The organism is Methylobacterium sp. ARG-1 (assembly GCF_001262595.1).
Lineage (GTDB): Bacteria > Pseudomonadota > Alphaproteobacteria > Rhizobiales > Beijerinckiaceae > Methylobacterium > Methylobacterium brachiatum.
In genome coordinates, this window is the sequence record NZ_LHCD01000008.1 from 1 (window position 1) to 12394 (window position 12394).

Annotated in this window: 11 protein-coding genes and 1 pseudogene; 4 read left to right on the forward strand and 8 right to left on the reverse strand. The window is 67.8% G+C overall.

Going from position 1 to position 12394, the window contains the following annotated elements; genetic code table 11:
* Positions 1 to 434 (forward strand): DUF2147 domain-containing protein (locus AKJ13_RS10150; protein ID WP_144426224.1); only part of this gene is annotated, 434 nt, incomplete at its 5' end.
* Positions 435 to 452: 18 nt separating this feature from the next.
* Here AKJ13_RS10150 and AKJ13_RS10155 read toward each other — a convergent pair.
* Positions 453 to 1202 (reverse strand): flavin reductase family protein, encoded by a 750-nt coding sequence (locus AKJ13_RS10155; RefSeq protein ID WP_050733234.1) that lies wholly within the window; start codon positions 1200 to 1202, stop codon positions 453 to 455.
* Positions 1203 to 1551: 349 nt separating this feature from the next.
* Positions 1552 to 2166: pseudogene (locus AKJ13_RS10160) on the reverse strand (LysR family transcriptional regulator); the annotation flags it as partial.
* Between the two features lie 129 nt (positions 2167 to 2295).
* Here AKJ13_RS10160 and AKJ13_RS10165 point away from each other — a divergent pair.
* The 3 genes from AKJ13_RS10165 (at position 2296) to AKJ13_RS10175 (ending at position 4664) form a co-directional block, all read left to right on the forward strand.
* Positions 2296 to 2511 carry a hypothetical protein gene (locus tag AKJ13_RS10165; protein WP_050733235.1) on the forward strand — a complete coding sequence of 72 codons (216 nt, stop codon included), beginning with the start codon at positions 2296 to 2298 and terminating at the stop codon, positions 2509 to 2511.
* A gap of 178 nt (positions 2512 to 2689) precedes the next feature.
* Positions 2690 to 3226 (forward strand): DNA starvation/stationary phase protection protein Dps, encoded by a 537-nt coding sequence (gene dps / locus AKJ13_RS10170; RefSeq protein WP_050733236.1) that lies wholly within the window; start codon positions 2690 to 2692, stop codon positions 3224 to 3226.
* Between the two features lie 358 nt (positions 3227 to 3584).
* A complete protein-coding gene (locus tag AKJ13_RS10175) occupies positions 3585 to 4664 on the forward strand; it encodes a molybdopterin-dependent oxidoreductase (RefSeq protein WP_050733237.1) in 1080 nt (359 codons plus the stop codon).
* Positions 4665 to 4878: 214 nt separating this feature from the next.
* Here the strand turns inward: AKJ13_RS10175 and AKJ13_RS10180 are convergent, their stop codons facing one another.
* The 6 genes from AKJ13_RS10180 to AKJ13_RS10205 all read right to left on the reverse strand — a co-directional run bounded on the left by AKJ13_RS10180 (position 4879) and on the right by AKJ13_RS10205 (position 12315).
* Complete coding sequence (locus tag AKJ13_RS10180) at positions 4879 to 6576, reverse strand: GMC family oxidoreductase (RefSeq protein ID WP_050733238.1); 1698 nt, start codon at positions 6574 to 6576, stop codon at positions 4879 to 4881.
* A gap of 14 nt (positions 6577 to 6590) precedes the next feature.
* Positions 6591 to 7250, reverse strand: coding sequence for a gluconate 2-dehydrogenase subunit 3 family protein (locus AKJ13_RS10185; protein ID WP_050733239.1), 660 nt, complete (start codon positions 7248 to 7250; stop codon positions 6591 to 6593).
* 14 nt (positions 7251 to 7264) lie between these two features.
* Positions 7265 to 8251 carry a hypothetical protein gene (locus tag AKJ13_RS10190; protein ID WP_064774614.1) on the reverse strand — a complete coding sequence of 329 codons (987 nt, stop codon included), beginning with the start codon at positions 8249 to 8251 and terminating at the stop codon, positions 7265 to 7267.
* Between the two features lie 40 nt (positions 8252 to 8291).
* Positions 8292 to 9386: an enolase C-terminal domain-like protein gene (locus tag AKJ13_RS10195; protein ID WP_050733241.1), complete on the reverse strand. Its 1095-nt coding sequence runs from the start codon at positions 9384 to 9386 to the stop codon at positions 8292 to 8294.
* A gap of 15 nt (positions 9387 to 9401) precedes the next feature.
* Positions 9402 to 11189: a thiamine pyrophosphate-requiring protein gene (locus AKJ13_RS10200; RefSeq protein WP_050733242.1), complete on the reverse strand. Its 1788-nt coding sequence runs from the start codon at positions 11187 to 11189 to the stop codon at positions 9402 to 9404.
* A gap of 181 nt (positions 11190 to 11370) precedes the next feature.
* Positions 11371 to 12315 (reverse strand): SMP-30/gluconolactonase/LRE family protein, encoded by a 945-nt coding sequence (locus AKJ13_RS10205; RefSeq protein ID WP_050733243.1) that lies wholly within the window; start codon positions 12313 to 12315, stop codon positions 11371 to 11373.
* Positions 12316 to 12394 lie beyond the last annotated feature (79 nt).

Consider the following 12394-nt stretch of genomic DNA (forward strand, 5'->3'; position numbering starts at 1 on the left):
GCCTGTGCGGCTTCGTCGTCTGGGGCAGCGAGCCGCTGGACAAGGACGGCAAGGCGAAGGTCGACCGCTACAACCCGAACCCGGCTTGGCAGGCTCGGCCCCAGCTCGGCCACCAGATGCTGCTCGGCCTGAAACCGAACGCCGAGGGGCGCTTCGAGGGCAAGATCTACAACGCCGACAACGGCAAGGCCTACGACGTGACGGTGTGGAGCGACCAGCCGTCGGCACTGACCGTGAAGGGCTGCATGCTGGTGTTTTGCGCTTCGCAGTCATGGAAGCGCGTGGCCGACGTCGTCCCCGGCCAAATCCAAGGGCCGACCGATAGCCCAGGCGGTCCGCGCTCCGACCCCGAATGGGCATCGAAGGGTGCGCGGACGGGCACCACCCCCGCCAAGAGGTCGTCGCTGGAAGGCGGCGCCGCGCACGGGAGGTAGGCTTCGCGTGGACGGAAGCTAACCGAGCCTGAGATCCTTGTTCGGGTCGTACCCATCCCGGCCGGTGTGATGCCACCTTGCTGGTTCAAGCACACCGTCGCGAGCGCGATCCACGTCGGGCATCCGGTAGGCCTTCTCCTCGATCTCCGCGAGCCGCGACGGAACGATCTCGGTGCTGGAGACGCCGTAGAGCTTCTGGAAGTTCATGATCAATGGCTGCCACTTGGCAGGATCGATGCGGTTCTCGTGTCCGTCCATGAGCAGGCTCGAATGCACGTGGACACGGGTGATGCGTACCTCGAAGGCGGAGGGCAGTCCCGCGACCTGGGGATCGTCGTCCATGATCCCGTGCTGGGCGGCGGCGACGGCTTCCAGTTGGATGGGGCACTCCAACGCGCGCGGCGCAGAGACGGTCTGCGATGCGATGGGCGTCAAGCCAGCCACCTCAAACTTGGAGGGCTCGTACGCGTAGCCCAGCCGCTTCTTCAGTTCGGGTATCGTCTCGGTGCCCGTCAGGCGCGCCAGCCTGTTCACCGCGTCGGCCTGCTTCGGTGACGGCAGGTTGAGGACGCACTGACCTGTGCGGATCATGTTCTGCGGGGTCTGAGATGCAGTCTGGAGACCAAGCATGCACCGCCAGCCGAGCCACCACGCGGACGACATCGGCGCGAGGTTGGCAGTGCCGTCCTCGTTCTGCGTGCTGATGAGGACGACCGGGGTTCCGAGGTACAGAATCGACGGTTCGATTGTGACGTGGGGATCGGTCACGAGAGGCTCCGTGGCTTGACGATGAACCACGTATGGGACCGCTCGCGGCTGCGACGCTTCCCGGTTCTTGCGCCGCAATCCGACTTCCACACGAGCCTCAGTACGCATGCCGCTCGGAAGCAGGCAGGCTCCTATCGACCCAACCTCGTCGCTCAAGTCACCGCGAGTGCCGCCCGAAAGCGGACAAGCGCCTGATCTTCGCACACAGCCCTGGCTTGCCGCCTAGGCGCCATTCGTCCGCATCAGCCGGTCACGGGTTCGCAGGGCGGGATTGAGCCAACCCCAGAGCGGCGCCAGCAGCATCGTCGCGATGCCGCCGAAGATCACCGCAGGGGCTGCCCCGACCAGGGAGGTGACCTTGGAGCGCGCTGCCATGCGGCAGGCCGACGAAGGGCTCGTCCAGCACGTCCCGCAACGCCACGGCCGGCTTGGCGGCGACGGGATGCCCCGGAGGCGCGATGAGCACCAGCCGATCGGTCAAGAAGGGGCGGGATTCGAGGGAGCCGGTATTCGCCGTGTCGGCGGCTATGCCGAAGTCGGCCAAGCCGCCGGCGCCGGCGGCCACGATCTCAGCGCTCGGCTTTTCCTCAAGGTCGACGTCGATGGCCGGGTGCGCGGCGAGGAAACGCCGCAGCACGTCGGGCAGGTGGGTCAGCGCGGCGGTGATCGACAGCACCCGCACGTGGCCGCGCAACCCGTGGGCGTACCGCCGGAGATCGCCGCGCATCTGTTCGAGCTGGCCCAGCACGATCCGGGCATGGTGCGCCAGCGCCTCGCCGGCCGGGGTCGGCCGCACGCCGCGCGGGTTGCGGTCCAGCAGCGGCGCCCCGCCGGCCTCCTCCATGCCCCGGATGCGCGCGCTCGCGGACGGCAGCGCCAAGCCTGCACGCTCGGCGCCGTGCGTGATGCTCTCGGCCTCCACGACCTGCAGGAACAGGCGCAGGTCCGTCAGGTCAAACCGCAAGATGCCCTCCACTCCGCCCGGCCCTCCGAGACTTCGTCCCAGGCAAAGGCTGCCCTCGTACCTTCCGCATTGTGCCGCGCTTCGGGCCCCGCATCCTGGAACCACAAACCAGGCACGGGGAAGCGCGCCATGAGTGTCTCCGAAACCTTGCTGAGCATCGTGGCCTTTCGGTTGGCGGTCCTGGTCGCGTTCGTCGCGACAGCCCAGGCGCTCCCGGCGCGCTCGCACCAAGAGGTGTCCGTTCCACGCCCGGTCGTGGCCGCGCCCCAGGCGCTCGCGTGCGAGCCCGCCACCCAGGGCGACCGGGAGCATGCGCTGATCCAGGACATGCTGCGGCACGATTGACGGCGCCCGCCCTCGGGACTGGCGCCGCCGCGGTCGGGTCAACGAGGCCGCAAGGACCCCACCGCGTATCCGTGCCTCGCCGGATGGGCCAGGAGGCCAGGGACCTCCAGTGATAATCCAACGGAGGGAACCTCCCCACCGCCCCACCATTGCCGCCCCGACAGAGTGGACCACAAGCATGGCTACGAGCGGCACCCCGCGTACTCACCAGACCCGGAACGACACCAATTCCAATGCCAAGAGGGTGTCCATAGAGGCCCTGAACGCGCGTCTGGCCGACGGCATCGACCTCGCCCTGGCGATCAAGCAGGCCCATTGGAACCTCAAGGGGCCGCAGTTCATCGGCATCCACTTGATGCTGGACGGTTTCCGCGCCGAGATCAGCGACCTCAACGACAAAGTGGCCGAGCGGGCGGTTCAGCTCGGCGGCACTGCCCTGGGAACGGCGCAGGTCGTGGCGGGATCGACAAAGCTCCCCGCCTACCCGACCGGCATCTACGCCATTGCCGACCACGTCGCCGCGCTGATCGACAGCTATGCCGCCTACGCTAACGCCGTGCGTCAGAATATCGACGAGACAGACGAGGCGGGCGACCCCGGCACGGCGGACCTATTCACCGAGGTGTCCCGCGCCGTCGACAAGCAGCTCTGGTTCCTCGAAGCCCACGTCCAGGAGCCAACGGGCCAGATGCGGGACGGCAACGCCCGTACCTGAGGAAGGTCTGCCCCTCCGTACTCGGTCGCACGGAGGGGCGTCGCAGGTGCCGTCGCTCGCGGATGTCGGGGAGGCAAGGTTCTGAAGCGGGCGCCAACCCCACTTTCACCTCCTATCCTTCGCGGCCCCTGGGAAGGTCCGCTTCTCAGTCGCTTGGTGGACGGTGACCTACGGCTGGATCGCGTCGCCGAACACGCGTACGTCGTGAGGCACCGGGGCTGATCGATGGGCCCACGGGACGCGATGTGACCGTCCGGGCGAACGAGCACCAAGGCCAGTTGGGTCCTTCGAGAGCGGTCATGCCCCTTACCGCCGCCGATGCGTTCACTCCCGTAATCCCACCCGGACAGGAGCCTCGATGTCGAGCCTGACCGAACGCAAGGCACGCCTGATCGTCCACGGCGACCGGCCCTACAACGCCGAACCGCCCCTCGACCGATTGCGGGCCTCCTACCGGACACCGGCGAAGGATTTCTATATCCGCTCGCACGGCGACCTGCCGGACCTCGACGAGGCGACCTGGCGCCTCACCGTCGATGGCGGATCCGGCACCGCGCTTGAGTTGTCGCTATCGGACCTGCGGACCCGCTTTCCGGAAGCCACGGTCACGGCCACGATGCAGTGCGCTGGCAATCGCCGCGCCGACATGCGAGCGGTCGCCCCGGTCTCGGGCGACCCGTGGGACGCAGGCGCCATCGGCACCGCCGAATGGACCGGGGTGCGCCTCGGCGACGTCCTGCGCGAGGCAGGGGTCGCCGAGCGCGTGAACCTGCATGTCGCCTTCGAGAGCCACGACATGGTGGAAGGCCATCCCTACGGCACCTCCATCCCGCTCGCGAAGGCAATGGCGCACGAGACCCTGCTCGCCTACGCCATGAACGGCGAAGCCTTGCTGCCGGAGCACGGCTTCCCGGTCCGCGCGGTGGTGCCGGGCTTCGCCGGCGTGCGCAGCCCCAAATGGCTCCGGCGCCTGAGCGTCCAGGACCACCCCTCCAACAACCCGATCCAGGCCGGCGATTACAAGCTGTACCCGGCCGACGTGACCGCAGAGACCGCCGATCCGGCCAAGGGGCACACCATCAACACGATGCCACTGAACGCGGCGATCTGCGAGCCCGGGTCCGGGGCCACCCTCAAGTCGGGGAGCAACAAGGTCCGCGGCTACGCGGTAAGCGGCGACCGGGCGGTCGTACGCGTCGACGTCTCCGGGAACGGCGGCCGGTCCTGGGTGCAGGCCGAACTCGAACACGAGGCCGACGCCCCGTTCGCCTGGACGTTCTGGAGCACCGACCTCGACCTGCCTCCGGGCGGGCATGAACTCGCCGTGCGCGCCTGGGACGAAGCGGGGCAGACGCAGCCGGCACTGCCGGACGAGACATGGAACCACAAGGGCTACCTATGCGCCTGCTGGCATCGGGTGCGGGTGAACGTCAACTAGAAACGGGCGACCAGGCATTTCGGCTACCGCCGTCCTCGTGGACGACGTCCAGGCCAGCGGCCGACCCAGCCCTGGTCATGCGTTCCATATCGAGCGCGACCCGTACCGTAGACGCCAACCGGTGACTGGCAGCGTCCCAGGCGGTGTGACGATCCGCTGTCACGATAGCCAGCCGTTCCGACCCGGCCGTCATGTCACCAACCAGCAATGCCGGTCACCGCCTTCCCGCGAGTATCCGGTCCGCGGTGCGCAACGCGACCGCCTGGATCGTGAGCGAGGGATTCACGCCGCCAACCGTCGGGAAGACCGAACCATCGCAAACGTATAGGTTCGGGATGTCCCAGGACCGGCAATCGGCGTCCACCACCGAGGTGCGCGGGTCGGCACCCATGCGAACCGTGCCGTTGAGGTGACAGGTGTCGTCGCCCTGATCCCAGACCTCGCGCCCGCCCGCGGCTGACAGGGCCTCGCGCATAAACTTGAGGGCGTGGCGGTTCAGCGCCTTGTCGTTGTCGCACCAGGAGTATGTGATGCGGGCCACCGGCAACCCGTATTGGTCCTTCACGTCCGCGAGCGTCACCCGGTTGCGCTCCTGCGGCATGTACTCGGAGACGACCTTCAGCCCGGCGACGTGGTTGTAGCGCTGCATCTCCGAGACGAGCGCCTCGCCCCACAGGCCGTGCGCTGAGGCCTGGGTGTTGGCCCAGAGTTGCGGTAGCGGCCCCTGGCTCATGTATGAGTATCCGCCGAAGAAGTCCTTGGCGAAGGGACCATAGCCCTTGTCGTCGTAGTTCCAGTGCTCGCTGATCGCCAGGGAGGGCGGGCCCTTGTAGCTGCGGATCTCCTCGTCGAAGACGCCCCAGACCGCTTGGTTACCCTGAACCATGAGGTTCTTGCCGACGAGGCCAGAGGAGTTGGCGAGCCCATTCGGAAACTCCTGGTTCGCCGAGTTCAGGAGGAGCCTCGGCGTCTCGATGGCGTAGCCCGCCACCACGACGTTCTTCGCGCGTTGGAACCGCCACTTCCCCTCGCGGAAATAGTGGACGCCGGTGGCGCGCCCGTTCTTCGTCTCGATCCGCCCGACCATTGCGAGGTCGCGGATCTCCGCGCCGGCCTTCAGGGCGCGGGGCAGGTAGCTCACGAGCACGCTCTGCTTGGCGTTGGTCGAGCAGCCCAGCGTGCAAAAACCCCGGTAGACGCAAGGTGGTGCGTCGCCGTGCGGCGCCGAGACCGTAGCGAGCGGCGTCGGCGTCCAGTCGATGCCCATCGCCTCCGCGCCCCGCGCCAGCACCTTGGCCGCGGCATTGATTTCGTGCGCGCGGCGGTGGTAGCGCCGCCGGTGCGGTCCCCATGGGTAGGAGACCGGGCCGGAGATCTTCAGGTCGTCCTCGACCTGATCGTAGTAGTGCCACATCTCGCGCCAATCGAGAGGCCAGTCGGCGCCATAGCCCATCAGGGTGCGGGTCTTGAACCATTCCGGTCGAAAGCGCAGGGCCACCATGGCGTAATGCACGGTTGAACCGCCGACCGCCTTGCCGGAATTGTTCGAGCCCATCTGCAACGGATTCTCGCCGTCGACGATACGCTCGTCCGTCCAGTAGAGCTTGGACTGGTGGCTCTCGTCCGAGGCGAAATCCTCCAGCGGCCGGAAATACGGTCCGGCATCGAAGGCCACCACCGACAGGCCGCCCTCTGCGAGCCGACAGGCCAGGGTTCCGCCGCCCGCCCCGGTACCGACGATGGCGAAGTCGACCTCATCCTCGTCCCGGTGCTGACGCATCGGCACCCATTCGCCGATCCGCATAACGTTGGGCGCGCGGCCGTCGCGAGCACGGGGATGGTGCTCCGGGTCGTCGCCGGGGGGGGCGTGCTTGGGGTTGTCGGCGGCGTTGCCGAGGCCGGGGATGCGCATCAGAGGAGGTATCCTTATCGGCCGACCCGGAGGTTCTCTTGGTAAGCCTCGTCCTCGCGACCGGGCTTGGCCTCGGCGGCCTCCCAGGGGTCGCGGCGGTCGAAATCCATGCGCACGTAGCCGCGCGGGCTTGCCGGGCCGCCCCAGCCGATCTCGTTCCAGGCCGTGGGGTGGGCGTAGTACGCCTTCACCACGTCGGCGAGGATGCGCTGGTGGAAGAACAGCTTGGAGGGCATGCCCTCCCAGACCGCACCGGTCAGGTCACCCTTCTCGGCAAGCTTCAACAGCTCGTCCTGCGCCCAGGCGCCGAGCTCGTGGAAGCGTGCCCCGAACCGTGACTGTGCCTCGCTATCAAGGGCCCGCAATCCCAGGCGCCATGCCTCGCGCTCCTCCGGCAGTTCGGCGTTGCGGTAGCCGTCGCGGGTATCGGTCGCGAGCTTATGGTCCACGAGGGCGGCCACCGGAACCAGATCCACCCGGTCGGCGGGTTGCGGGACGATCCGCTCGGCCAGCGCCGTCATCGTCAACCATTCGACCTCGTCGAAGAACCGGCGCGTCTCCGGTCCGATGGCGAGCCGTTCCTCCAAAACCGCACGGGTCTTGGCGTTCCAGGACGGGCCGTCGCGCTTCGCGAGCACGTCGTAGCCCGGATAAAGGTCCAGTCTCGAACGCATGATGATCTCTCGGCTCAAAAGCGGATGCGGCTGCGTTCGATGAGTTCGAGGGCCGCGAGCCCCCCGAGCGCGACACCGGAGAAGGAGGGCGGGGCAGGCAGCGGCGGTCCGTCGATGAGGTTTTGGCGCCAGTTGGCCCAGCCCCCCATCATCCGGGCGACGCCGTAGGCGTGGAAGGCGACGCCGCCGACACCCATCGCCGACACCGCCCACATCCCCCACTTGGCGCCGGCCTGATTCGCTCCCTCCGGCTTGGTCGCCGCGCGGACGAGAAGGACGGCGGCGAGCGGCGGCAGGGTGACGGGAACGAACATCGCCGGGTTCTGGAAGGCCCCGCGGAAGTGAAGCAGCCCGGCTTCCAGGGTCGTGCCGGCGAGCATACCCGCCGTGGCGACTGCCAGGGAACGCCCCGCCGGCAATCCACCGAGCCGGGGCTCGTCGGGGTCGGCGTCGCGCACGCGCTCGGCGACGACCCCGAGCACGCCGGCCAGCGTCAGAGCCATCGGCGCGCCGATGGGGGCGGAATAGAACAGGTTCTGGAAGGAGTAGCCGCCCTCGCGCTTGCCGACGTTGTAGGTGTGGAAGCCGAAGCCGATCAGCCCGGTCAGGCCGGCGAGCGCCTGCACTCCGTGCCGAACGCGGGAGCTGCCCGGGTCGGTGTCGCCCGCCCCGTGCAGGGACGAGGCAAGGGTGATGCTCGACATCACGATGGGCGTATACATCGCCCGGTTGAAGAACTGGCCGCGGTAGTGCTCCAGGCCGGAATCGAACAGCACCGAGGCGGCGAGCATCGTGGAGGCGTGGTTGAGGCGTTGGGCGGCGCTCGCGGTCACCGCGCGCCCGCGCGGGCTGAAGCGGCGGCCCTCCGTGGCGCGCGTCAGTGGCTTGGAACGCCCGGCGGCGAACCACGTCAGAATGCCGGCCGCCACCGCGGTCGCGGCGAGGACCACCACCGGATGCACGGCCGCCTCAACTCTCACAGGTGCGACGCGCCGCTTCATGCCTGGCGCATGTTGACGTTTCGGCGGGGGTGGGCCGCGATCAGACGGCATAGGCATCGGCATCCCGGGTCTTGAGGGTGAGGCCGTGTCCCGGCCGGGTCAGATCGGGGGTGATCACGCCATCGCGCGGTGCGGGCGCCCCGTCGAACAGCATCCGCTCGATGCGGACGTGGTCGTGGAACCATTCGAGGTGTCGGAAGCGGGGAGCCGCAACCGCCACCGGGAGGTGCAAGGCGGGGGCGCAGTGGCCGGACAGATCGATATGCGCCGCCTCGCACAGGGCCGCGATCTTCAGAAACCCGCTGTAGCCGCCGCAGCGGGTCACGTCCGCCTGGGCCACGTCGACTGCCCCTACGTCGAGCAGTCCACGCAAATCGTTCAAGGTGTAGATGTACTCGCCCGCGGCGACTTCGATGCCGGCAGGCGTAGAGGCACGGACGGAAGCCATACCTGCGGGATCGTCACTGGACACGGGCTCCTCGAACCACGCCACGTCGTAGCGGTGTGCTTCGTGCGCGAGGGCGACGGCGCGCTTCGGGGTGAAGGCGCCATTGGCGTCGATGAACAGACGTGCATCGCCGATGGCTGCCTTCGCCACCGCCATGCGCGCCGGGTCGTGCTCGGGAGCGCCGCCGACCTTCATCTTCACCGCCCGGCAGCCGTCTCGCTCGACCCACCCGGCAAGCTGCTCGCGCAACTGCCGGTCGCCGTAGCTCGTGAAGCCGCCGCTGCCGTAGATCTCCGCGTGTTCCCGCGCCTGCCCGAACAGGCTCGCCAGGGATACGTCGAGGAGGCGTGCCTTGAGGTCCCACAAGGCGGTGTCCAATGCCGAGATCGCCGTGGCGGCCAACCCGGAGCGCCCGAGGTTCCGCACGGCGCCCCACAGCACGGCATTGGCCCGCGGGATGTCGAAGGCGGACAACCCGGTAAGACGCGATGCGAGCGTGCCTACAATCAAGCGCGCGACACTGGCGTCGGTGTAGCTGTAGCCGAGGCCGGTCTCGCCCCCGGCCTCGACATGGACGACAACGAGGGTCGTCCTGTCCCAGCTGAACGTCCCGTCCGCCTCCGGCGCGTCTGTGGGAACGGTGTAGGCTCGCGCCCGCACCGTTCCGATCCTCGGATCGTCATGCATGCCGTGAAAGCCGTCCTACTTGCTGCCCGGTAGGACGGAACTCAGCACCTGACGCGCGGTATCAACGAGGAGGTGGCGCTCCTTCGGGTCGCCCTTGCCGAGCATCGACATGAAGTTCTGCACCTGCTGGAGCGTGAAGAACGGCGGCAGCGGCGGCACCTCGGGGTCGGTCTTTACCTCCAGCACCACCGGCACGGGGCTCGCCAGCGCCTCGTCCCAGGCCGCCCCCATGCGCTGGGGATCGTCGACGTAGATGCCCTTCAGGCCGATCAGCTCGGCGAACTTGTGATAGGGCACGTTCGGGATGGTCTGGCTCGCCTCGAACTTCGGATTACCCTCCATCACCCGCTGCTCCCAGGTGACTTGGTTCAGGTCCTCGTTGTTGAATACGCAGCAAATCCAGGTCTTGTTCGACCAGCGGTGCATGTATTTCGAGACCGTGATCAGTTCGGCCATGTTGTTCATCTGCATCGCCCCGTCCCCGACCAGCGCGATCACCGGGCGGTCGGGATGGGCGACCTTGGCGGCGATGGCGTAGGGCACCGCCGCCCCCATCGAAGCGAGGCCGCCGGATAGGGAGCACATCTGGCCCCGGCGCATCTTCAGGTCGCGTGCGAACCAGTTGGCACAGGATCCGGAATCGGAGGTGATGATCGCACGCTCGGGCATGCGCGGCGACAGTTCCCAGGTGACCCGCTGCGGGTTGACCGGGTTGGCCTTGGCCATGGCCCGGTCCTCTGCCTCCTTCCACCAAGAGACCATCCCCTTCTCGATGCCGGTGCGCCAGGAGCCACCCTCCTTCTTCTGCTCCAGCAGCGGCAGCAGGGCACGCAGGGTCTCGGCGGACTCGCCGCAGAGCGGCACCTCCATCGGGTACCGCAGCGACAGCATCTCCGGTGAGATGTCGATCTGCACACCGCGGGCCTGCCCCTCCTTCGGGAGGAACTCGGCCCAGGGAAAGCCGGAGCCGATCATCAGGAGGGTGTCGCAGTCCTCCATCATGTCCGAGGACGGCTTGGACCCGAGCAATCCGATGGTGCCGGTCACGAACGGCAGGTCGTCCGGCAGCGCCGCCTTGCCGAGCAGCGCCTTGGCGACGCCGGCCTGAAGCTTATTGGCGACGGCTATGACCTCGTCGGTGGCGTGCAAGGCGCCCGCACCGACCAGGATCGCGACCTTCTTGCCGGCGTTCAGCACGTCGGCAGCGCGGCGCAGATCGGCATCGAATGGTACGACCTTCGGGGCGGTGTAGCCGACACCCGAGAAGGTGTTGCCGTGCTTGCGCACCGGCTCCTCGTAGGGAACGTCTTGCAGGTCGTTTGGCAGGATGATGGCCGAAACCTTCCGTTCGGCCTTGGCGATCCGCATGGCGCGGTCGACGATGTGGCGGACCTGCGCGGGCGAGGACGCCTGCTGCACGTAGGCCGAGACGTCCTTGAAGACGCTCGTGAGGTCGAATTCCTGCTGGTAGTGCGCGCCGTTGACGTTGCGCGCCTGCTGCCCGCAGATGGCGAGAAGCGGCACGTGGTCGAGATGGGCGTCGTACATCCCGGTGAGCAAATGCGTTGCGCCGGGACCGGAGGTCGCCATGCACACGCCGACCTCGCCGGTGAACTTGGCGTAGGCCGCGGCCATGAACGCGGCCATCTCCTCGTGACGGACCTGGATGAACTCGAACGGCAGGTCGTTGCGCTGGAGGGCGCCAAGTAGGCCGTTGATGCCGTCACCGGGATAGCCGAAGATCTTCTTCACCCCCCACTCGGCCAGGCGTTTCCAGAAAAAGTCGGCGACGGCTTCGGCCATGGCAGGTCCTTGGGAATGGGTATTGGTGCCGCCCGCTTGGCGAACGTGGTCGGGGGCGGCATGGGATGGAGCCTGCGTGTACCGGCACACGGCTTCCTTCGTGCGAGGCCAACCTCGCGTGAGAACCCAGGTTCCTAGGAGTTTCCGAAGCGTTCTGACGATGCCGTGATCTCATCCCGATCTACCGGGCGGCGAGGTCCAGGGCGTAGAGGTGCTGTTTGGACGTGATAAACAGCCGTTGCTGCTCTGGGGAGAAGCAGAGGTTGGAGCACACCTGGGGCGTCGGGATCAGTCCGAGCCGGTGCCCTTCCGCGGAGAGGACCTGGACCCCTGCCTCTGAGCTCGTCCAGATCCAGCCTCGATCGTCCACACGGAAGCCGTCCGGCACACCGGGCTCGATCTCGGCGAAGACGCGCGGTTCGCCTAGCGTTTGGTCATCGAGGACCGGATAAGCATGGATCGTGTGCCCGTCGCCCCCCTCGGTTCGTGAGGTGTCGCTGACGTACAGGGTGCGCCCATCCGGCGCGAAGGCCAGCCCGTTCGGCTGGCCGAGGTCGGCCATGCGCCGAACGGATTTATCCGTCGGGTCGAAACGGTAGACGCTGTGATGGCCCAGGTCGGACGCCGCCAACACCCCCTGCCGGGGCAGGCGCAGACCGTAGGCTGGATCGGTGAACCAGAGGGCGCCGTCGGCGGCGCAAACCACGTCGTTCGGCGCATTGAAGCGGCGGCCTTCGTAGGTCCCGACCAGGGCCTCGTAGCGTCCGTCCGGGGTCGTACGTGACAGGCGTCGGTTGCCGTGCTCGCAATGGACGAGGTTGCCGTGCCGGTCGACCGTGTTGCCGTTGATGAACGGGGTGGCGTCGATGACGACCCGCACACAGCCGTCGGCGTGCCAGCCAAGCACCCGGCGCCCCTCGACATCGGACCAGACCAATATGCCCCGTGCCGGCCACCAGGTCGGCCCCTCGCTGAAGATTGCCTGGTCGTACAGCGAGACAAGGCGGGCACGGTGGGGCACCGCCTCGGTGAAGCGCGGGTCGGACGCCCGGGGTGGATCGACGTGGGGAACGGGCTTGGGCGGACCGGGGCGCCGCAGCAGGTTCGATGCGGGTTCGGCGTTCATGATCCCTCCCTAGTCCAGACTTCAAAGCACCCGAGTGGGGCATGCCTTGGTCGGCTAATCCCGTCGGGTCGATGTCGTT